Here is a 20189-nt window from a genome sequence, read left to right as displayed (position 1 = left end):
GTGTGATCTAGGTTAAAGAGCAGCGGTTTATTAAGAGATAATGCCCTCAAACTGCCGCAGAAACCGCAAATCGTTCTCCGTGAACAAACGCAAATCCTTGATCTGATATTTCAGCATCGTAATGCGCTCAATGCCCATGCCCCAGGCGTAGCCGGAGTACACTTCAGGATCAATGCCGGAGTGCTGAAGCACAGCAGGGTCAACCATGCCGCAGCCGCCAATCTCAACCCAGCCTGAGCCTTTGCAGATGTTGCAGCCCGTGCCTTTGCAGATAAGGCAGGTGATATCAATTTCGGCGCTGGGCTCGGTGAAGGGGAAAAACGACGGCCGGAAGCGGATATTGATATCGGCCCCGAACATCTCCTGCACGAAGTAATAAACCGTTTGCTTCAAGTCAGCGAAGCTTACGCCTTCGTCAATAAAAATGCCCTCCACCTGATGAAACATCATGTGGGCGCGGGCCGAAATGGCTTCATTGCGGTACACGCGGCCCGGCATAATGCTGCGAATAGGCGGCGCTTGCGACTCCATTACGCGCACCTGCACAGTGCTGGTATGAGTACGTAGCAGAAAATCCTCCTTTGGCTCAGCGGGGTTGCGGCGCACGAAAAACGTGTCCTGCATGTCGCGGGCCGGATGGTTTTCGGGGAAGTTCAGGGCCGTGAAGTTGTGCCAATCATCCTCAATTTCAGGGCCTTCTGCCACGTTGAAGCCAATGCGAGCGAAGATGCGCACCATTTCCTCGCGCACTAGGCTCAGCGGATGACGCGTACCCAAAGCCTGCGGCACAGCCGGCAATGTATAGTCAAATTCAGGGTTCTGGGGGGCATTTTCGCGGGCTGCGTCCAGTTCCTGCTGACGCTGCGTAAACCGATCGAGCGCCAGTTGCTTAAGCTGGTTTAGCTCCTGACCCACGGCGCGGCGCTGGTCCTGGGGTACGGTTTTGAGCTGGTCGAACAGGTCAGCTAGCTGGCCCTTGCGGCCTGTGAAGGCCAGGCGAAACTGCTCTACTTGTTCGGGTGTGGAAAGGTCGTGGGCTTCAATGGCCGCCCGCAGCTGGGTGATAGTCTCCTGCATAGTAGAGCAAAGGTACGCGTCCGACTCAAAATCCGATAGGTACTATTTCACGACGTATCAAATTCGGGCTTTCTAGAAATTGGTACGATTGCTGCAAAAAGCTAGACAGAAACGGTAAAAGACTAAACGAGGGGCGCCACCCGTTAGTCTTCCGACGGTGGCCAGAGGTTCTGGTCCGATACTCATCGCCAACTCACCCTTCCTATGAAATCCTTTTTGTTATCTGCCCTGGCGCTGGTCGCCATCTTCCATACTTCCGCTCAAGCACAAACCCCTAATAGCACTCAGTCAACCACCAATGAGTGGTTTGAGCCAGCCGCTGCTCCGGCCGCGCCAGCTTCTGCCGCTCCGGCTTCTGCCGATGACGACGTTTGGGGTAGCGCTCCAACAACTACTGCCGCTCCGGCTCCTGCTTCCGAAGAAGTAACGAACTACCGCACCGGCTGGATGAGTGCTCCTGGCATTAGCCTGAGCACTCACCAGAAGCCTACCACTGATTATTGGGGCAAACCTTTGAAAAAGCATAATAAAGCCGCTAAAAAAGCCGCTGCTACCGTTGCCGCCGCTGGTGCAGAGACTGAAGCTGCCGCCGAAACTGATCCTATGATGCGTTCTTCCGGCGTGATGGTAGCGCCAGGCATGAGCAGTTCGCCTTACCGCGGCGTGAGCACCGACTATTGGGGCCGTCCGCTGAAGCGCAAAATTCGTCGCTCCTCATCTTCATCTTTGGCCTCGCAGCCTACTGCGGCTCCTGCCAACGCCGACGACGATACGCCCACTTCTTGGTAACTGGTCGCCTGCTTAGCACTTGTTTCAAGTAGCTAAATGCGATTTTTAACTTCATTTATCCGTGCTATTAAAATGCACGTATATGGCAAGAGTACTATCACACAATATTTAATTGTGATGATACAAAGGGTTTTACTGGCCTTGTCTTTGCTTTTTCGAAGGCACAGTTATTACAAATTTGCCTCCTGTAGAGGACACTCTAAGTATCTGATGCGGGGATAAAATTCAGAGTAATGGGGTGGCGGCGATAAGCTGTTGCCCCTTTGCTTTGCTTACATAGCCACCTTTTTCTCTTGCCCTATGAAAATTAGTTTACTTGCCGTCGTGGCCCTTGTGTTTTTGTTTGTGGCGGAACCTGCCCAAGCTCAAACTCAGACCAAGAAACGCACCACCACGACTACCAAAAAAACCACCAATGGCTACCACCGCACCAGCAATGTGCGTGCGAAGCCCCGCGCTGGTGCTTACTCCCGCTACGACCGCTCCGGTCGGCGCAATGAGGAAACGACAAAGCTAGCTCCCGGCATGCGCCTGAACATGCCCAGCCCGCCCACTACCGACTATATGGGCCGCCCCTTGAAAAAGCCTGTTGCGAAGGCCGCTTCTAGCTCGTCAACGCTTTCTTCGGAGAAGACACCCGTAAAAAAAACGACGACGGTCACCACGAAAAAGAAGCAATAATCTCCTGATTTTCAAAGGTAAAGCAGAAGGTGCCTGAATAGTTTTTCGAATAATCGACTACTATTCAGGCACTTTTGTACGAGAAATCGTATTAGGGGCGTTACAACCTGTAACAGCTAACCTACTTTACTATGCTTCGACTTGCTTTTTCAGCCCTGATTTTGACTGCCTGTTTGGGTGGAACCAAAGCGTTGGCTCAACAGCAGCCCGCTCCGGCCGCTCCTAAACCTGCGCAGACTGCACCTGCGTCTGAACAACCTGCGACCCAATCGGCGCAACCAGCAGCCCAGGCTGCTCCTAAAACCGACACACCCCCAGCTACTTGGGTTGCCGCGGCGGCTTACGTTGATGAAGCCGAAAGTGACCCTATGTCGCGCAGTGGTGGTCAGCAGGTAGCTCCCGGTTTTACCGCAGCTCCTACTCACCGCGTTACGACCGACTATATGGGTCGTCCTTTGAACAAGCCATTTAAGCGCGTACGTCGTGCCGATGCACAACCTGCTCCGGCTCCCGCACAAGCTACCAACACGCTTGGCAACCAGACGGCTCCACCCGCGGCACCTGCTCCGGCCAAGCAAACCCAGTCAGGTACCAGCGACTGGTAAAACAACCTCATCCGAACAAAAAAGCCCCCCAGCAAGTTGCTGGGGGGCTTTTTTGTGAAGCTGCTAAAGCAATTATCAGTTCGCTTTATTCGGCGGCCACCAGTTGCTCAACAGCTTTAGGCTGAGCACGATAATACAACGTGCTGCTATTTTCAGGTCGTAGAATTTCCTGCGCGGCTTCCAGCACGTGCTCCGGCGTAACGGCCTGAATACGGGCGCTTTCCTCATTTACCAGGTTGGCGTCGCCCATAAGCTTGCTGTAGGCCAGGTTCATAGCGCGGTTCAGAAGCTCAATTTCGCTGAACACAATGCTGGCTTCGGCCTGGTTCTTCACTTTTTCCAGCTCTTCGGCGGTTACAGGCGTTGTGCGCAGCTCAGCTACCACGGCCTGCACGGCGGCATCGGCTTCTTCCAGACTTACGCCGGTGTTGAGCTTGCCGCTAATAACCAGCAGGCCAGGCTCCAAGGAACCGGTGCAGGAAGCGGAAATGCCGTTAAAAAGCTGTCGGTCTTTTACCAGCCGCTGATAGAGGCGCGATGACTTGCCCCGGCCCAGCACATCCGAAAGCAGATCGGCGGCCGTGTAGGCGTCATCGGCGCGGCCGGGCATGTGGTACACTTTATAAAACGCGCTCAACGGTACATCAGCCGTGATTTCGAGAAAGCGGGCTTCCGTTTGGCGGGGCTCCGCGGGCAATTGGCGCTCGTAGCGCGGGCCGCCGGGAATGGGGCCAAACCACTTTTCGGCCAAGCGTTGGGCTTCAGCTAACGACACGGCACCGGCCACGACCAGAATGGCGTTCTGGGGGGCATAGTGCTTGGCGAAAAAGTTGCGCACATCATCCATCACCGCGTTTTCGATGTGGCTGATTTCCTTGCCAATAGTCGACCAGTTGTAGGGATGGTGCTGGTAAGCCAGCGGCCGCAGGCGCAGCCACACGTCGCCGTAAGGTTGGTTCAGGTAATTCTGCTTGAACTCCTCCACCACCACTTTGCGCTGCACTTCGAGGCCATTGTCGGAGAAAGCCAGCCCCAGCATCCGGTCCGATTCGAGCCAGAAGCCGGTTTCGATATTGGCGGCGGGCAACGTGAGGTAGTAATTGGTAATGTCGGGGGAAGTGAAGGCGTTATTTTCGCCTCCCACGCGCTGCAACGGCTCATCGTAGCTCGGAATATTCACCGAGCCGGAGAACATGAGGTGCTCGAACAAGTGAGCAAAGCCGGTATGGCTGGGGTCTTCGTCGCGCGAGCCCACATTGTAGAGCACGTTCAGCACGGCCATGGGCGTGGAGTGGTCTTCGTGAACGATGCAGCGCAGGCCGTTGGCGAGGGTGAATTCTTGGAAGTGTATCATTAAAACCTAGGCTAAAATCGAGGTGGAAAGTGAATAGCAAACCAGCAGTGAAGCTATTCGGTTTGGGCGGAAGCTAGCGGCGCGCCTCCAGCCGAAAAGTTACGCAGGAGTCGGTGCTGAATAGAACGCGCGTTTTGTAGTACTGTTGCCATATCGCGCGGGCTTTGGCTCCACAAGTGACCACAGTGCGGGGTGGAGTGGCCCACCCAACCTGCCAGGCCCCTACCCGCGTGATTTGGTGACCATATTGCGCGGTGATGGCGGCCATATAAAACTCGGGGCTGTCATTAAAAATGCCGTCGTCGCCCAAGATGTACTCGCGAAGATGAGGCAGCCGCTTGGCCTGTGCCCGCAAATGACGACCGTATAGTAAGGACGAATTACGCAGGGCCGCATCAGTGGAGTGACGAATATTCAGGAGCTGAACTCCATAGGGCAGGGCAGCCACCAGCAAAACGGCCGCTAAGCGTGTCGTCGGTGAAGGGTAGCGGTGGTAATGAGTTGCTACGGCACGCCCCGTCCATACCAGGCCACCGGCAGCCAGCAAAGCCAGCAAGGGATAAGCGGGCGCATCATACCAAAGAAGCTGGGTTTTCACTATCGAGATAACCAACAGGAACACAACCACAACGCAGCCCAGCACTCGACTCAGCCACCAGCCCCGGCTGCGACGCGGCATCCACCAGCCCAGCCCGATGCCGATCAGGGCCACCACCATCCAGGCCGTGAACTTGGTTTCGGCTAGCTTGCTTAGATACCAGTAAATTGGATGGCCATGGCCTTCTAGCGCCTCGCCGGCCGGCCCGCCCACTTCGTACTGCCACACGCCAGCCAGGTACCCCGGCGCAACCAACTCCCGCACGGTATACCAGGTAATCCCGACGCCTGTAATCAGCAAAAAAGCCCCCCAGGGGGCAAATTTGCGCAGCCGACCCAGCTGACCGGTTAGTAATGTAGCCAGAATAATACCCGGCCCAAACAAGAGACCAGCAATGCCTTTCGTCAGGACGGCTAGGGCGAAGGCAGCACCCGTGCCCCAGGCATGACGAGCGCGCCCGGTAGCCAGATAAGCCAGCCAACTCAGCGTGCCTAACGTAGTCCAGAGGGTGAGCAGGGCATCGAAGTCGCCGGTGCGCGAGACGTGTAAGGTTACGTAGCCCTGCGTGGTCAGCAGAACCAAGGCAGCCAGCAAGCCCGCCCGCCAGCTGCCCAGCCACCGGCTGCCGGCAAAATACACGACGAGTACCGTAGCCAGGGCCGCCAGCGCGGAAGGCAGCCGCAGCGCCACTTCCGTGGGACCCAATAGCTTAAAGCTGAGCGCCATCAGCCACGGCGCTAAGGGTGGTTTACCGTTCCAGAGGTCCGGCTCGCCGCGGTGAGTGAGCACCAGCCAGTTGTTGCTCCGCAGTATTTCAAGGGCGTTGAGGCCGGTGCGGGACTCATCCCACTGTTGGGCGGGCAAGCTGCCCAGCAGCCAGAATAAGGGTAGGGCAGAAGCTGCCAGCACGAGCAGAAGCCGGGCCAGATGGTGCGTAAGGGTGGGGGCAGAGTGGGAGCGTGGCAAAAATAGAATCGCTAAGGCAGCGTTAGTACATAGCCGGAAAGTTGGTAAAAAACCGGCAACTGGAAATATACGATGAGCACCGGCAAGGCAGGCATCTGGCTACGCTTTCAGGTAAAGAAATGCACGAGCCGGTAGTTACTCAGACCACCATTTTAACTCAATTCACCTGAACTATGGGCAAAGATAGGGCAGACCGCGAGCCAGATAGCGTGCTCTTCTGCCCAAACCCGTACTTTTGGCCCCCGCTATCATTCCCTCCTTTGTTCTCATGTCAGTAGCTACCCCCGCCCTTCAATTCGACCGCAAAGAGTATACCCAAGATGTGCTGCTGCACCTGTACCAAGGCTTGCTAAAGCCGCGCCTCATTGAGGAAAAAATGCTCATTCTGCTACGTCAGGGCAAAGTGAGCAAGTGGTTTTCGGGTATTGGGCAAGAGGCTGTTTCGGTGGGTAGCACGCTGGCGCTGGAGGCCGACGAGTATATTCTGCCGCTGCACCGCAACCTGGGCGTGTTCACGGGCCGCAATGTGCCGCTTGATCAGCTGTTTGCGCAGTGGCAGGGCAAAACCACCGGCTTCACGAAAGGCCGCGACCGGAGCTTTCACTTTGGCACCAATGAGCACCACATCGTGGGCATGATCAGCCATTTAGGCCCCCAGCTGGCCGTGGCCGATGGTATTGCGCTGGCAGATTTGCTCGATAAAAACCCGAAAGTGACGCTGGTATACAGCGGCGACGGCGGAGCCTCCGAGGGCGACTTTCACGAAGCGCTGAATGTGGCCGCCGTGTGGCAGCTGCCGGTCATTTTTATGATAGAAAACAATGGCTACGGCCTCAGCACCCCCAGCCGCGAGCAGTTTCGGTTCGGCTCGTTCGTGGATAAAGGCCCGGCGTACGGCATGGAAGCGGTGCAGGTAGATGGCAACAACGTGCTGGCCGTGTACGACACGGTTCGTCGCCTAGCCGAGGATATGCGTCAGAACCCGCGGCCAGTGCTGGTGGAGGCGCTGACTTTTCGGATGCGCGGGCACGAAGAAGCCTCGGGGACCAAATATGTGCCGCAGGAGCTGTTTGAGGAATGGACCAAGAAAGACCCGGTGACCACCTACGAGCAGTGGCTGCTGCGCGAAGGCATTCTGGATGAAGAAGCCAAGATGCGCTTCCGCGAAACCATTAAGCGAGAAATTGAGGAAGGCCTGCACGTAGCGGATGCGGTGCCTATGCCAACGGCTAACATAGCCGAAGAAATAGCCGATATGTATCGTCCCTTCGACGCGCCGGCCCACGAGCCCACCGAAAATGCCCCCCAGTCCGACAAGCGCTACGTAGACGCCATCAGCGACGCGCTGCGTCAGAGCATGGAGCGCTTTCCAGAGCTAGTACTCATGGGCCAGGATATTGCCGACTATGGCGGCGTGTTCAAAATAACGGACGGTTTTGTGGCACAGTTCGGCAAAGAACGGGTGCGCAATACGCCGCTGTGCGAATCGGCCATTTTGGGCGCGGGCCTCGGGCTTTCTATCAAGAAGAAAAAGGCCATGGTGGAAATGCAGTTCGCTGATTTCGTGACGTGTGGCTTCAACCAAATTGTGAATAACCTAGCCAAAAGCCACTACCGCTGGGGCCAGAATGCTGACGTGGTAGTGCGGATGCCTACGGGTGCCGGCTCGGCGGCGGGGCCGTTTCACTCCCAAAGCAACGAAGCCTGGTTTGTGCATACGCCGGGCCTGAAGGTGGTTTTCCCAAGCAACCCGTACGATGCCAAAGGACTGCTGAATGCCGCCATCGAAGACCCCAACCCCATCATGTACTTCGAGCACAAGCTGCTCTACCGCTCCGTGAGCGGCCCAGTGCCGGATGAGTACTACACGGTGCCCATTGGCAAGGCCAAGCTGGTACGCGAAGGCGATACGCTCAGCATCATCACCTACGGGTTGGGCGTGCATTGGGCTACTCGCCTGGCTGAAGAAATGAACCTCGACGCCGACATTCTCGACTTACGCACGCTGCTACCCTGGGACGAAAAAGCCGTGCGCCAGACGGTAGAGAAAACTGGGCGCGTGCTGCTGCTCCACGAAGACACGCTTACCGGTGGTCTGGGGGGCGAAATTGCGGCCTGGATTGCCGAGCACTGCTTCGAGCACCTCGACGGCCCGGTGCAGCGCGTGGCTTCTCTGGATACGGCCATTCCGTTTTCGCCGCCACTGGAGCAAGCTTTTTTGCCCCAGCAGCGTCTGCGGGAAAAGGTAGAAAAGCTATTGGCTTATTAAGAAACAGGTTGAAAACTGAGGGCGCCGTTTTTCAGCTTGGCGGCCGCGCCACCGCGCAGGAAAAATGCGTCCGTAGCGTTGGATTAATAATTGAGAGGAGAAGATCGAAATCATGCTGAGGCCTGCTGCTAATGCGGGATGATAGTGAGTATTCTTACGTATTTAGCCATGTTCACCCCTAGCTGCCGCTGGCTGTTTGTGCTTGTTGCTCTGACTTTTGCTACTGCCTGCCGGCCCTACCGCCTGCCCAGCCCGACGGCCCCGCCCCAGCCCAAAGCCGCCACCAATACGGGCGACAATGGCGGCGTAGCGCCGGTTACGGCGCTCAAAGGCCAGCGCAACAGCTACGACAAGAATGGCTTGCTGAAAAAGAAAAAGTACGAGCGCCGCCGCCTCAAGCGTAAAGTAGGGCAGCGAATGCTCTTTGGGCATCCATTGCCATTTCAGTAAATCAGGTGCAAATGGCCTGATTAGCGCAACTTTACGTATAGGCAAATACTATTGAAAACTCCTCGGTATAAGGCGTCTGGGGGGCAAATTTATCCGGTTCGACTACTGACCTTTATTCGTTACTCCCATGCGTAGTGCTGTTCTGTTATTCGTCGGGTTTGCGCTTAGCTGCTCCATATCCACCGCTTCAGCCCAGACGGCGGATACCAGCCCAGCTCGTCTGCGGGCCGAAAACCGCAAAGCTCTGCGCGAGGCCCGCAAGTATAAATCTGAGTATAAAGAGTCGCATCTGGCCGTGAATCGGGACGACCTGCGCCGCAGCCAGCCGCGGGCACTGCCGCAGGATGGAAGGGGCAGTCTGCAATTCGATCACACGGGCACTGCGAAGGTAAGCGAACCATCCCGCGTGAATCTGCGTCTAGGAAAGAAGAAAAAGTATAATCAACCTTCCTCCGAACTATGATTCCTTGGCAACAGCTCACCCAAGCAGACCAACTGACTGACATCGCCCGCGAGTCGCATGAGCAGCCGGTTCTTATTTTCAAACACAGCACTACATGCTCAATCAGCGCGGCGGCGAAAAGCAAGCTGGAGCGCCAATGGGCCGATGCTGGGCTTAGTGACGCTAAAATTTATTACCTGGACTTGCTGCGCTTTCGCCCTATTTCCGGGGCTATCGCCGAAACGTTTGGTGTGCGCCACGAGTCTCCTCAGCTACTGCTAATTCAGGCCGGCGAGTGCAGCTATAATGCCTCCCACATGGGCATTCGCCTTAATGAGGTGAAAGATCTGCTCAGCGCTTAAGCCTCTGACATACATAAAACGGCGAGGTCCGGCAGAAGCAATGCTTCCGCCGGACCTCGCCGTTTTATGGGAAATATTCTACTCGTAAGAGAAGTGAACCTGCTGGCGAATTTCCGGGTTCAGACTGAGCGCCACGGGGCAGGTGCGCGCTGCGTTTTCGAGCACAGCCCGATCTTTGGCCGAAAGCATAGCGGGCATCTGAAAGCTAACGTCGATCTGGGCGATGCGACGTGGGTCGCTGGCCATGTGCTTGGTGACGGAAAAGGTCGTCGATGTCAGGTCGAGGCCGCTGCGGTCGGCCACGATTCCCATGATGGTCATCATGCAGCTGCCCAGCGCCGTACTTACTAAGTCGGTGGGTGAAAACCCTTCGCCCCGACCGTGGTTATCCAGGGGAGCATCAGTGAAAATGACGTTGCAGGAAGCGCTGTGCGTGGCTTCGGTGCGTAATTGGCCGGTGTACCGGGCGGTGGCAGTGCTCATAGTCAGATAGTCAGGAAGAGTGCAATACTTTGCGCGCAAATTTACGTACTTTCGGTGGGGCCGCTGTCAGGGGGCCAATTTCGTTTGAATTTCTCAGTTGTATAGCTGTGTTGCTACCCATACGACCTCTGTTTTTTTTCGGCATCGCCCTGCTGCTGTTGGGAGCTGGATCGGTGGCCCAGGCCCAGGATGCCACCCCCAACGAGACGCCTTCGTATCGGAAGGAGTTTACGTATGGCATAAACTTCAACACCAGAGGCGGCCTGATTGGGGGCGTCAACGTGCGCTCTACCCGCGTGCTAAACGACAAATGGTCGCGCTTCTGGAGCATTGAGGGCGTGGAGGTAAAGCACCCCAAAGAGCAGCGCATAGGCAATCAGTTTACGGGCGGAACGTACGTGCTGAATAAGTCGAACTACATGTTTGTGTTGCGCCCATCCTTTGGTGCTCAGCGCGTTATCTTCCGCAAAGCGCCGGAGTCGGGCGTGCAGGTAAACGCCTTATTGGGTGGCGGCCCGTCGGTGGGGCTGCTGATGCCATATAACATTTATTACGACTACACCGAGCGTGTGGGTGGCCGGCCGGGCGGACCTGAGGATATTCGTACGGAGCAATTCGATCCAGCCATACACGGTGATTCCCAGTTCATTGTAGATAAAGCCCCCTTGTTCAGTGGCGCCAATAACGTGAAGCCGACTGCCGGTGTTCATATGCGCGGAGCACTCAGCTTTGAGTATGGCCGCTACCGCGACGCCGTTGCGGGCATTGAAACTGGCTTTCTGTTCGAGTATTTCCCCAGCCGTCCTACTATTCTGCGGGCTACCGGCATCTCCGACGCCAAACTCAACGAGACGTTTTTCCCCTCCGTTTATCTGACAATTTATTTGGGAACGCGGAATTAATCCTGTTTCTACAAGCTGCTACGGGCGAATAGTTATTCATAAAAGCCCCCCAGCATACTGCCCTGCAGCGACAACCAACGTGGTGGACCGTTGCAGGGCATCTTTATTCCCTTCTCGTTTGTTATAGCGTCTGCTGCGCGGGCTGAGCCCGACATGCGGCTAACTCCTGCCTGACCCTTACCTTTGTAGTATGGACGAACTGTTGCTGACCTTACCCATTATTCAGCCCGAGCCGGCAGCCCCGGCCCGGCCGCGCAAGCCTGATTGGCTGCGCGTAAAACTGCCTGTCGGCCCCGAGTACGCTAAAGTTCGTCGGCTTGTAGATGAGCATAAGCTGCATACCATTTGCGAAAGCGGCAATTGCCCGAACATGGGCGAGTGCTGGGGCGCTGGCACGGCCACCTTTATGATCCTGGGCAACGTGTGTACACGCTCCTGCTCGTTCTGCGCTGTGGCCACCGGCCGTCCTAATGAGTATGATACCGACGAGCCCCGCCGCGTGGCCGAAGCCATTCAGCTGATGGGCGTGAAGCACGCCGTTATTACCTCCGTAAACCGGGATGAGCTGAAAGACCGCGGCGCCAGCATCTGGCTGGAAACGGTGGTGCGGATAAAACAACTGTCGCCGGCCACGACCATCGAAACGCTTATTCCGGATGTGAAAGCCAACTGGGAAGCGCTGGATACAATGATTGCCGGCGGCCAGGAAGTCGTGTCGCACAATGTTGAGACTGTGGGCAGCCTGTACCGTCTGGTGCGCCCGCAGGCCAAATATGACCGCTCACTGGAGCAGATTCGTCGTACGAAGGCCGCTGGCAAGCGCACGAAATCGGGCATTATGCTGGGTTTGGGCGAAAAGAAAGACGAGATGTATAAGGCCATGGACGACCTCGCCGCCAATGGCTTGGACATTCTGACCTTAGGCCAATACCTTCAGCCGACGAAGCGCCATCTGGAGGTTGCCGAGTTCATTCACCCCGATCTTTTTGCTCATTACCGCGAGGAAGGTCTGGCGCGTGGCCTCAAGTACGTAGAATCGGGGCCGCTGGTGCGCAGCAGCTACCACGCCGAGCGCCACGTAAATGTCCCGATCTGATTAATCACCTCAGGTAAAATAATAATCCATTAAAAAAGCCCCCCAGCACTGCGCTGGGGGGCTTTTTTAATGGAAGCAAAGCGAATAATTAACGACGGGCGTTGACATTAGTGCCATCCTGGGGCGGATAGTTCTCCAAAATGCCCCCCACGATGCGGTACACTTCCTCCTCAGAGATGGTGTTTTTATCTATCTGAGCCTGGCCCTGCCCGCGCCACGCCAATTCCTTGCGCTTAGCATCCACGAGGTCGATGATAACGGTACCGGCTTTGTACTGCGTTACGTTCCCGTACGGCCCGCGACCATACATTCCGTAGCCACCATAGCCATAAAAGGGGTAGCCAAAGCCGCCGCCGTTGATCTGCTGCTTGTCTTCCACCTTAGCATTGTAAGCCACATACAGATCGGGGCTTTGCTCGGTGTAAGTCAGGCCTTTCTTCTTCATTTCGGTTTCAACAGCGGTACGCATGCGCTTGTCCAGAAACGACTGATAGCCACGAGCCGGACCGCCCTCAGCGTCAGAGGTTTGCTGCGGATACCACGACCACGTTTTATACGTGCGGAAATTGATGGAATGGTCGTAGTCGGAGGTGACGCCTACCCGGGAAGAAGTGCAGCTGGTAGCGCCCAATAACAGGGATAAGCCCACGGCTGCCAAAGCAACCGGACGGCGGAATAAACTTGTGAATGCGTTCATATTAAGTTGTCGAAGGGTTGAGTGAAAGAGCTAGGCGCGTTGCCGAACTAACGTAAAGTAGGGCCACCAAAGTACGTGCTTAACTCTGGCTATACAACGCCGCGATGGGGGGCAATGTTCCCAAATATGTGGGCCGGCAAAATGAGTAAAAGCAAATTTTTTCAGGGAAAAAACCTTGATCAACTTGAAATTTCTATATCTTCCCAATCCTAAACTAGACCTATGCACAAACTCTACCCTTGCCTGTTTGGCCTCGCTTTGCTTGCTTCATGCAGCGCCGTCCGCGACGATTCCTTTAGCTCTTCGCGCGGCAACAAAAAACCAGTAGCTCACAACACGGTCGTGGAGTGCATCCTCTACGACGGGATGACCAAGGAGTCTGCTCAACTCACGAACCTCAGCGTAAACTCTGAAGTACAGGTACTTGACACAGTAGACGCCTACTTTGTACGGGCCCGCGTGACGGAGAAAGGGAAAGTTCTCAACGGCTACCTCTACCGCACCTGCTTTTCCCAACGCTAGCAGTTAGCTCGGCTTTACCAATAAAAAAGCCCCCCATGCCAAGCATGGGGGGCTTTTTTATCTGTTAGAGCAAGCTCGTTCCACTACAGGTCATAATGATTGGTCTTGCCGGAAGAGACTTGAACCGTGGCAGTTACCAGCTGAGTGTTTTTGTAATATGAAAAAACATAATTGCCTGGATTTAATCCCTTTATAACAATCCTGGTTTTTCCATCCTGATAGGAAGCAGCATCAATATACTCGCTTTTCAGCGGAGGAATAGTGGGGTAACTATCAGCTACATACAAACGGTAGTAATAGGTAGCCTCGTCATTACTGTTGAGTATTGGATTGAATGCCACACTTATATCTCCTACAATTGCATCCTCATTTTTTGTGCAGGAAGACGAAAACGTGAAAAGTGAAATGAGCAGCAGCAGAAGCGAATGTTTGGAGTTCATCAGTATCTGAAGATTCATAAAAGCCTGTTGTGGAGTAGCCTTGCCAGACTATATGCTGATTTGGCCAGACGTAGATAATACATAGAACCCTTAAAAAAAGCCCCCCGGATATTGTCTGGGGGGCTTTTTTATCTGTTAGAAAAGTTTAGTACGATGGGCCGCGGTCGGTTTCTACCAGCTTCTCCTCGGCGTCCACGTACTCCTCGATGGGCGTGCAGGCGCAGATGAGGTTCCGGTCGCCGAAGGCGGAATCGATGCGGCTGACGGCCGGCCAGAACTTGGCGGCGCGCACATACTCGGCGGGGTAGGCAGCCTGCTCACGGGTGTAAGGCCGGTCCCATTCGGTAGCCATGATGGTAGCCGCCGTGTGCGGCGCGTGCTTGAGCAGGTTGTCTTTGGCATCGGCGCGGCCTTCTTCCACCGCCCGGATTTCATGACGAATTTTGATCATGGCATCGCAGAAGCGGTCGAGTTCTTCTTTGCTTTCGCTTTCGGTAGGCTCCACCATCAGCGTGCCGGCCACGGGGAACGACACGGTAGGCGCGTGGTAGCCATAGTCCATCAGGCGCTTGGCAATGTCTTCCACCTCAATGCCCGCCTTCTTGAAGTGGCGGCACTCCAGAATCATCTCGTGGGCGCAACGTCCTTGTGCGCCTACGTACAGCACTGGGTAATGCTCCTCCAGCCGCGCCTTGATGTAGTTAGCGTTCAGAATGGCAATGCGCGTAGCCTGCGTCAATCCTTCGCCGCCCATCATGGAGATGTAAGCGTAGGAAATAGGCAGAATGCTGGCCGAGCCCCAAGGCGCCGATGAAACTGCGCCAGTAGCTTTCTCATGGCCAACTTCTACTACCACGTGGCCGGGCAGATACGGCGCCAGATCAGCAACCACGCCAATCGGGCCTACGCCCGGCCCACCGCCGCCGTGCGGAATGCAGAAGGTTTTGTGCAGGTTGAGGTGACACACGTCGGCGCCAATGATGGCGGGTGAGGTGAGGCCCACCTGGGCGTTCATGTTGGCGCCGTCCATGTACACGCGGCCGCCGTGCTGATGAATCGTGCGGCAAATGTCGATGATGGTTTCCTCGTACACGCCGTGCGTGCTGGGGTAGGTCACCATCAGGCAAGAAAGGTTAGCGGCGTGCTGCTCAGCTTTTTGCTTGAGGTCAGCCACGTCGATTTCGCCTTTGTCTGTGCTTTTCACCACCACTACCTGCATGCCAGCCATAACGGCCGAAGCGGGGTTGGTGCCGTGGGCCGAAGCCGGAATCAAGGCAATGTTGCGGTGGCCTTCGCCCCGACCTTCGTGGTAGGCGCGAATAACCAGCAGGCCAGCGTATTCACCTTGCGCACCGGAGTTCGGCTGCAAGCTGACGGCGGCAAAGCCCGTTACCTCGCACAGCCACGCTTCCAGTTCTTCAAAAATCTGCTTGTAGCCTTGCGCTTGCTCGCGGGGGGCAAAAGGATGGAGGCTACCGATTTCGGGCCACGTCACCGGAATCATTTCGGCGGTGGCGTTGAGTTTCATAGTGCACGAGCCCAGCGGAATCATGGAATGAGCCAGGCTCAAGTCCTTGTTTTCCAGGTGCTTCATGTAGCGCAGCATCTCGTGCTCGGAGTGGTGGGTGTTGAAGATGGGATGCGTCAGGTACTCACTGGTACGCACCAGTTCTTCGGGCCAGGTCAGCTCTACGTCGGCGGGCATCTCAACTGCGGCGGCTTCTTTGCCCAACACTTTGGCAAATACGCGCACGATGTCGGCAACGTCCTGAGCCTCGGTGTTTTGGTGCAGGGAAATACCCACACGCACCTCGTCGAAGTAGCGGAAGTTCAGGCCGGCAGCTTCGGCTTCGCGCTTCACAGCTTGCTGCAGCTCCTTGCTTTCCAGACGCAGGTTCAGGGCGTCGAAGTAGAACTCGTTGCTCTGCTCCACGCCCAGCGCCGTCAGGGCTTTTTCCAGCGTTTGAGTCAGGGCGTGAATATTGGTGGCAAACTGACGAATGCGCTGCGGGCCGTGATACACAGCGTACATGCCAGCTAATACCGATAGCAGCACCTGAGCGGTGCAGATGTTGGAGGTAGCCTTTTCACGGCGGATATGCTGCTCGCGGGTTTGCAGGGCCATACGCAGGGCCTTATTGCCGGCGGCGTCGATGCTCTGGCCGATGAGGCGGCCGGGAATAACGCGCTTAAACTGGTCTTTGGTAGCGAAGAAACCGGCGTGCGGGCCGCCGTAGCCCATCGGTACACCAAAGCGCTGGGAGTTGCCTACGCATACGTCGGCGCCCATTTCGCCGGGCGACTTCAGCAGCGTAAGTGCCATCAGGTCGGCGGCTACGGTTACAAAAAGCCCCCCAGCATGCGCCTTCGTGATAAAATCAGTGTAATCGAATACCTGACCGTCGGCGGCGGGGTACTGAAGCATAGCGCCAAACAGGGCCTCATCGGAAAGGTCGGCGGTGCGGTGGTCACCGATTACCAGCTCAATGCCCAGCGGCGTGGCACGGGTGCGCAGCACGTCGATGGTCTGGGGCAATACTAACTCCGAGACGAAGAACTTCGTGGTGTTCTTTTTCTTGGTTTGGCTATGAAACATGTTCATGGCCTCGGCGGCGGCGGTGCCTTCGTCGAGCAGGCTGGCGTTGGCAATCTCGAGGCCCGTGAGGTCAATTACCATCGTCTGGTAGTTGAGCAGAGCTTCGAGGCGGCCTTGGGCAATTTCGGCCTGATAGGGCGTATAGGCCGTGTACCAGCCGGGGTTTTCAAGAATATTGCGCTGGATAACGGGTGGTAGCTGCGTATCGTGGTAGCCCAGGCCGATGTAATTTTTATAGATTTTGTTCTGACCAGCTATCTGCTTGAATTTAGCCAGAAAAGCGCGCTCGGTGAGGGCAGCTGGCAGGTTCAGCGGCCGTTTCAGGCGGATGGCCGCCGGTACGGTTTCGTCGATAAGCTGATCGAGGGATTCCACGCCAATAGTGCGCAGCATTTGAGCTACAGCAACTTCGTCGGGGCCGTTATGACGGTCCACAAACACATCAGCGGGCTTGGTTTTCAGCAACATAAAGAGAAGATAGAGGTGGCGAGAAGATGTGGCCGCGCGGGCAGCCGAACCTTTAACAAAGGTAAGGCGAAAACCTCTCCGGACGATAGGATTATTAGGCTGGTGGAGGTGGAAGCGCCTATACGCCAAAATATTTAACCAGATTTGCCCCCCAACCTACCCAACCTCTTTTCTCAAATGCGCCCCCTAACCATTGGTATCATTCGCGAAGGAAAAACGCCCCCCGACCTGCGCGTAACGCTCACCCCCAAAAAGTGTGTGGAGGCCGAAACGCTCTTTCCCGGTCTGCGCATTGTGGTGCAGGAATGCCCCGTGCGCAGCTTTAAAGACCAGGAGTACCGCGACCTGGGCATCGAAGTTCGCCCGGACGTGTCGGACTGTGACATCCTGCTGGGCGTGAAGGAGGTGCCGCCAGCGCAGCTCATTCCCCACAAAACGTATATGTTCTTTTCGCACACCGTGAAGAAGCAGCCCGCCAACCGGGAGCTGTTGCGGCAGGTATTGCAGAAAGACATCACCCTGATCGACTACGAGCTGCTGACCAATGAGCAAGGCGAGCGAATTGTAGCCTTTGGGCGCTGGGCTGGGATTGTGGGAGCGTATAACGGGCTGCTGACGTATGGGCGAAAGCATCAGCTGTATGAACTCAAACCGGCCTACCAATGCGTCGACATGGAGGATATGCAGGAGGAGTTCTTCAAGGTCAAAAAATTGCCCCCCATCAAGATGGTAGTAACGGGTTCGGGGCGGGTAGCGCAGGGCGCGGTGGAGGTGCTCGACAAGATGGGCATCCGGCGGGTGAGCGTCTACGATTATCTGTACCTGGATTTCAACGAGCCGGTGTACACCCAGCTCCGCAGCAGCGACTACAACCGCCGCCGCGACGGCCGCGTGTGGGATACGCCCGATTTTCACCGCAACCCGCAGGAGTACGAATCCACGTTTGGCGCTTTTTTGCCCGTTACGGATTTGCTGCTGGCTTGTGCCTATTGGCATCCGGCGGCGCCCAAGCTGTTCAGCGAAGCCGACACGCAGCGCCCTGATTTTCGCATCAATACGATTGCCGATATCACCTGCGACGTGAATGGCTCCGTGCCCACGACCAAGCGGAGCACCAGCATACAAGACCCCGCTTTTGATTATAACCCGCGGACCGGCGAGCTGGAGCCGCCTTACTCCAGCCCCACCAACATTACGGTGATGGCCGTGGATAATCTGCCCTGCGAGCTGCCTCGCAACGCCAGCCGTGACTTCAGCCGACAATTACTGGACAATGTGTTTCCGTATTTGGTAAGTGACAAGCCTGAACCGATCATTGAGCGGGCGACCATTGCTACGGGGGGCAAATTGACGGAGCGCTACGCGTATCTGGCTGACTATGTAGCTGATTAACTCACACTATTAAAATCGCATTGTCATCCTGACGAAGGAAGGACCTTATCCCAATTGAACAAAGTCGTTTAATTGGGATAAGGTCCTTCCTTCGTCAGGATGACAATGTAGTGTGGACGCTGTCTAGACGCCGCGCAACACCGGATATTTGGCCTGCACCAGCATATAAACACCATAGGCCATCAGGCCCAGGGCTACAATGGCGAGTACAACAGGACCCATACTGGCGAGCAAGTCGAATGCTCCTTCGGTGCCTTGAGCTGCCTTAGAATTAGACTGCATAGCGGCCTGCAAAAAGAAATAGCCAATGATGGCCATTACAATACCGCGGGCAGTATAGCCAACTTGACCAGTGCGATATACTATTTTTTGCTGCTCGGCCGGCAATCCGCTACTATTAACGTGCTTGGAAAACTTGCCGGAGTAAGCGCGGTAAATCTGGTAAAGGCCGGCGCCAATAATGCCCAGCGCAATAGCGCCAAGTACCCATTGGCCCCACGACTGATCCAGGAGCTTGGCAATCAATGATTGTTGGGTGCTGCCTCTGCCCTGATCGGCGTTACCGCCACTGAACGCGGCCCGGCCCGCCGCGTAGGCCAGACCAGTGTAGAGGAGGCCACTGCCCGCATAGCCGAGTCGGCGGGCTAAGCCTTTCGCATCTGAGCCCTTGTCTTCCGTATCGCGGAAGGCCTGAACGAGGCGCCAGATGACATAGCCAAGTAAACCGAAAGCAACCAAGCCCAGCAAGAACCGACCAAAAGGCAGGTCCTGAATGGTTTGCAGTGCTTGCTCTTTATCCGCCGTTTTGCCCCCCTGAGTACCCGTAGCCGCCATAACTGCCAGGGTGCCCACCACAATATACACTACGCCTTTAGCCGCGAAGCCAAATCGGGCTAAGGCTTTGATACCCGATGAGGGTGTTTGGGGCAAGGAAGAAGTAAGGGAAGAAGTTGACATAGCTGGAAAGTAGAAAAGAGCGGAAAATATGAACCAACAGGGAGTACGCAGCGCTAAGCACTCATTGAGTACATAGTGGGCCGGCCAAGCAAACCTTCAGGTTGGTACAACTCAGCTCCTGCGCGAAATAGGGGTTCGTTTTCAGCTAAGTCGAGGGTGAAGATTGGCTTGCCATCCAGAGCGCCGCTAAAAAATAAGCGCTCCAAATTGCCCCCCGCTGCCATGTACGGAATAAAGAATTGATCGGCCAATTCTGCAATCAGCAGATTACGGATATCGGCCGTTTCCTGCGTTATAATAGTCAGCTCTTCTTCAAAGGGAGTAAGGAACAACAGCTGGTCAGCTGCTAATTCTAGCTCGTATTCCAGCTTCATGTTGGGTCTGATGCCACGGCCCAGCGCATACACAATAGGTTGTTGCTCGCCTTGCAGCAGATAGCGAAATACCTTTTGCTCTAGTAAGGAATGGAATCCGGACAGCACGCAATGGCCGTTGGTGCGTTGCTCCACGGCCCACATATAAGTGGGATACTCGATGTAGCCAGGATAATTACGTGAGCAAAAGAAAGCGGTCTTTGGAAGGGTCAGCAGGTCAAGGTTTCCCAAGGTGTGCAGCTCTTCCGGGGCAATATTCATACGCGGAAGGCCAGAGAAAACTGGCGGCTAAAAGGCTTACAGCCAAGATGAAAGCAGTAGTGAACGGAGTAGAACAAATGAAAGCTCCGCACTAGCTTATTACAGCTGGTACGGAGCTTTTGTTAATAAGGTCAGCCGTAAGGGCTAAAAATTGCGGCTAAACCAGGATTTTATTTCATCGGCTGTCTTGCCAGCTTTCTTTTGAAGCTCGCCCAGCCATTCTTCCTGACGGCCTTCCTGATACTCCATATCGTCGTCGGTGAGGTTGGCGTGCTCCTGCCGAAACTTGCCTTTTACTTCATTCCAGTTGCCACGGGCACGCCACTCAGTGCTTTTGTCAATATCCATTGTCGTAGGGCTTAAGGGTGGAAATGAACTACTTACCCGTTAGCTTACGCCGGCCACGCC

Annotated in this window: 21 protein-coding genes; 11 read left to right on the top strand and 10 right to left on the bottom strand. The window is 55.6% G+C overall.

The genetic code is table 11. From position 1 onward, the window contains the following. Positions 1–30 precede the first annotated feature (30 nt). The gene (gene pheS / locus IEW06_RS03890) at positions 31–1077 is read right to left on the bottom strand and encodes a phenylalanine--tRNA ligase subunit alpha (RefSeq protein ID WP_187733808.1); all 1047 of its coding nucleotides are present in this window, start codon (positions 1075–1077) and stop codon (positions 31–33) included. A 204-nt stretch (positions 1078–1281) separates the two neighbouring features. On the opposite strand from pheS, the gene IEW06_RS03885 reads away from it, so the two are divergent. The 3 genes from IEW06_RS03885 to IEW06_RS03875 all read left to right on the top strand — a co-directional run bounded on the left by IEW06_RS03885 (position 1282) and on the right by IEW06_RS03875 (position 3152). Continuing rightward, on the top strand, positions 1282–1866 hold the full coding sequence (locus IEW06_RS03885) for a hypothetical protein (protein ID WP_187733809.1): 585 nt from the start codon (positions 1282–1284) through the stop codon (positions 1864–1866). A 300-nt stretch (positions 1867–2166) separates the two neighbouring features. Further along, positions 2167–2547, top strand: coding sequence for a hypothetical protein (locus IEW06_RS03880; RefSeq protein WP_187733810.1), 381 nt, complete (start codon positions 2167–2169; stop codon positions 2545–2547). A 131-nt stretch (positions 2548–2678) separates the two neighbouring features. Then, complete coding sequence (locus tag IEW06_RS03875) at positions 2679–3152, top strand: hypothetical protein (protein ID WP_187733811.1); 474 nt, start codon at positions 2679–2681, stop codon at positions 3150–3152. 85 nt (positions 3153–3237) lie between these two features. Here IEW06_RS03875 and IEW06_RS03870 read toward each other — a convergent pair whose 3' ends face one another. Beyond that, positions 3238–4506, bottom strand: coding sequence for a M16 family metallopeptidase (locus tag IEW06_RS03870; RefSeq protein ID WP_187733812.1), 1269 nt, complete (start codon positions 4504–4506; stop codon positions 3238–3240). Positions 4507–4579: 73 nt separating this feature from the next. Further along, complete coding sequence (locus IEW06_RS03865; RefSeq protein WP_187733813.1) at positions 4580–6070, bottom strand: ArnT family glycosyltransferase; 1491 nt, start codon at positions 6068–6070, stop codon at positions 4580–4582. 268 nt (positions 6071–6338) lie between these two features. Here IEW06_RS03865 and IEW06_RS03860 point away from each other — a divergent pair, with 268 nt between their 5' ends. The 4 genes from IEW06_RS03860 (at position 6339) to ytxJ (ending at position 9593) form a co-directional block, all read left to right on the top strand. Continuing rightward, the gene (locus IEW06_RS03860) at positions 6339–8339 is read left to right on the top strand and encodes an alpha-ketoacid dehydrogenase subunit alpha/beta (protein ID WP_188547483.1); all 2001 of its coding nucleotides are present in this window, start codon (positions 6339–6341) and stop codon (positions 8337–8339) included. A gap of 168 nt (positions 8340–8507) precedes the next feature. Continuing rightward, positions 8508–8789, top strand: coding sequence for a hypothetical protein (locus tag IEW06_RS03855; RefSeq protein WP_187733814.1), 282 nt, complete (start codon positions 8508–8510; stop codon positions 8787–8789). Positions 8790–8916: 127 nt separating this feature from the next. Beyond that, a complete protein-coding gene (locus IEW06_RS03850; RefSeq protein ID WP_187733815.1) occupies positions 8917–9252 on the top strand; it encodes a hypothetical protein in 336 nt (111 codons plus the stop codon). Then, a complete protein-coding gene (gene ytxJ, locus IEW06_RS03845; RefSeq protein WP_187733816.1) occupies positions 9249–9593 on the top strand; it encodes a bacillithiol system redox-active protein YtxJ in 345 nt (114 codons plus the stop codon). The genes IEW06_RS03850 and ytxJ overlap by 4 nt, the downstream gene beginning before the upstream one ends. A 78-nt stretch (positions 9594–9671) precedes the next feature. On the opposite strand, the gene IEW06_RS03840 is transcribed toward ytxJ, so the two are convergent. After that, positions 9672–10076, bottom strand: coding sequence for an OsmC family protein (locus IEW06_RS03840; RefSeq protein ID WP_187733817.1), 405 nt, complete (start codon positions 10074–10076; stop codon positions 9672–9674). A 107-nt stretch (positions 10077–10183) separates the two neighbouring features. Here IEW06_RS03840 and IEW06_RS03835 point away from each other — a divergent pair, with 107 nt between their 5' ends. Then, positions 10184–10978, top strand: a complete 795-nt coding sequence (locus IEW06_RS03835; RefSeq protein ID WP_187733818.1) for a hypothetical protein — start codon at positions 10184–10186, stop codon at positions 10976–10978. A 202-nt stretch (positions 10979–11180) separates the two neighbouring features. Beyond that, positions 11181–12074, top strand: a complete 894-nt coding sequence (gene lipA, locus IEW06_RS03830; RefSeq protein WP_222841364.1) for a lipoyl synthase — start codon at positions 11181–11183, stop codon at positions 12072–12074. Positions 12075–12162: 88 nt separating this feature from the next. On the opposite strand, the gene IEW06_RS03825 is transcribed toward lipA, so the two are convergent. Further along, entirely contained in the window at positions 12163–12771 is a 609-nt protein-coding gene (locus IEW06_RS03825) for a DUF4136 domain-containing protein (RefSeq protein WP_187733819.1), read from the bottom strand. Positions 12772–12993: 222 nt separating this feature from the next. Here IEW06_RS03825 and IEW06_RS03820 point away from each other — a divergent pair, with 222 nt between their 5' ends. Beyond that, positions 12994–13293, top strand: a complete 300-nt coding sequence (locus tag IEW06_RS03820) for a hypothetical protein (protein WP_187733820.1) — start codon at positions 12994–12996, stop codon at positions 13291–13293. Positions 13294–13376: 83 nt separating this feature from the next. Here IEW06_RS03820 and IEW06_RS03815 read toward each other — a convergent pair whose 3' ends face one another. Then, on the bottom strand, positions 13377–13751 hold the full coding sequence (locus tag IEW06_RS03815) for a hypothetical protein (protein WP_188547481.1): 375 nt from the start codon (positions 13749–13751) through the stop codon (positions 13377–13379). A gap of 127 nt (positions 13752–13878) precedes the next feature. Then, positions 13879–16797, bottom strand: a complete 2919-nt coding sequence (gene gcvP, locus IEW06_RS03810) for an aminomethyl-transferring glycine dehydrogenase (protein WP_188547479.1) — start codon at positions 16795–16797, stop codon at positions 13879–13881. Positions 16798–16974: 177 nt separating this feature from the next. On the opposite strand from gcvP, the gene IEW06_RS03805 reads away from it, so the two are divergent. Then, positions 16975–18189, top strand: a complete 1215-nt coding sequence (locus IEW06_RS03805) for an NAD(P)-dependent oxidoreductase (protein WP_187733822.1) — start codon at positions 16975–16977, stop codon at positions 18187–18189. A 123-nt stretch (positions 18190–18312) separates the two neighbouring features. On the opposite strand, the gene IEW06_RS03800 is transcribed toward IEW06_RS03805, so the two are convergent. The 3 genes from IEW06_RS03800 to IEW06_RS03790 form a co-directional block, all read right to left on the bottom strand. Then, positions 18313–19146, bottom strand: coding sequence for a DUF1206 domain-containing protein (locus IEW06_RS03800; RefSeq protein ID WP_187733823.1), 834 nt, complete (start codon positions 19144–19146; stop codon positions 18313–18315). A 53-nt stretch (positions 19147–19199) separates the two neighbouring features. Continuing rightward, entirely contained in the window at positions 19200–19781 is a 582-nt protein-coding gene (locus IEW06_RS03795) for a DNA-binding protein (RefSeq protein ID WP_187733824.1), read from the bottom strand. Between the two features lie 144 nt (positions 19782–19925). Then, positions 19926–20129, bottom strand: coding sequence for a CsbD family protein (locus IEW06_RS03790; protein WP_187733825.1), 204 nt, complete (start codon positions 20127–20129; stop codon positions 19926–19928). Positions 20130–20189 lie beyond the last annotated feature (60 nt).

It is taken from the genome of Hymenobacter qilianensis (assembly GCF_014638675.1).
GTDB lineage: Bacteria > Bacteroidota > Bacteroidia > Cytophagales > Hymenobacteraceae > Hymenobacter > Hymenobacter qilianensis.
Note: the sequence above shows the minus strand (reverse complement) of the source record. Positions and strands in the feature narration are given on the sequence as shown.

Excerpts from the sequence above, each read along its gene's own strand:
- IEW06_RS03855 (WP_187733814.1), top strand. The coding sequence starts at position 8,508 with ATGTTCACCCCTAGCTGCCGCTGGCTGTTTGTGCTTGTTGCTCTGACT.
- IEW06_RS03820 (WP_187733820.1), top strand. The coding sequence starts at position 12,994 with ATGCACAAACTCTACCCTTGCCTGTTTGGCCTCGCTTTGCTTGCTTCA.
- ytxJ (WP_187733816.1), top strand. The coding sequence starts at position 9,249 with ATGATTCCTTGGCAACAGCTCACCCAAGCAGACCAACTGACTGACATC.
- IEW06_RS03805 (WP_187733822.1), top strand. The coding sequence starts at position 16,975 with ATGCGCCCCCTAACCATTGGTATCATTCGCGAAGGAAAAACGCCCCCC.
- IEW06_RS03885 (WP_187733809.1), top strand. The coding sequence starts at position 1,282 with ATGAAATCCTTTTTGTTATCTGCCCTGGCGCTGGTCGCCATCTTCCAT.
- IEW06_RS03860 (WP_188547483.1), top strand. The coding sequence starts at position 6,339 with ATGTCAGTAGCTACCCCCGCCCTTCAATTCGACCGCAAAGAGTATACC.
- pheS (WP_187733808.1), bottom strand. The coding sequence starts at position 1,077 with ATGCAGGAGACTATCACCCAGCTGCGGGCGGCCATTGAAGCCCACGAC.
- IEW06_RS03875 (WP_187733811.1), top strand. The coding sequence starts at position 2,679 with ATGCTTCGACTTGCTTTTTCAGCCCTGATTTTGACTGCCTGTTTGGGT.
- IEW06_RS03815 (WP_188547481.1), bottom strand. The coding sequence starts at position 13,751 with ATGAATCTTCAGATACTGATGAACTCCAAACATTCGCTTCTGCTGCTG.
- IEW06_RS03880 (WP_187733810.1), top strand. The coding sequence starts at position 2,167 with ATGAAAATTAGTTTACTTGCCGTCGTGGCCCTTGTGTTTTTGTTTGTG.
- gcvP (WP_188547479.1), bottom strand. The coding sequence starts at position 16,797 with ATGTTGCTGAAAACCAAGCCCGCTGATGTGTTTGTGGACCGTCATAAC.
- IEW06_RS03870 (WP_187733812.1), bottom strand. The coding sequence starts at position 4,506 with ATGATACACTTCCAAGAATTCACCCTCGCCAACGGCCTGCGCTGCATC.
- IEW06_RS03800 (WP_187733823.1), bottom strand. The coding sequence starts at position 19,146 with ATGTCAACTTCTTCCCTTACTTCTTCCTTGCCCCAAACACCCTCATCG.
- IEW06_RS03840 (WP_187733817.1), bottom strand. The coding sequence starts at position 10,076 with ATGAGCACTGCCACCGCCCGGTACACCGGCCAATTACGCACCGAAGCC.
- IEW06_RS03795 (WP_187733824.1), bottom strand. The coding sequence starts at position 19,781 with ATGAATATTGCCCCGGAAGAGCTGCACACCTTGGGAAACCTTGACCTG.
- IEW06_RS03825 (WP_187733819.1), bottom strand. The coding sequence starts at position 12,771 with ATGAACGCATTCACAAGTTTATTCCGCCGTCCGGTTGCTTTGGCAGCC.
- IEW06_RS03790 (WP_187733825.1), bottom strand. The coding sequence starts at position 20,129 with ATGGATATTGACAAAAGCACTGAGTGGCGTGCCCGTGGCAACTGGAAT.
- IEW06_RS03850 (WP_187733815.1), top strand. The coding sequence starts at position 8,917 with ATGCGTAGTGCTGTTCTGTTATTCGTCGGGTTTGCGCTTAGCTGCTCC.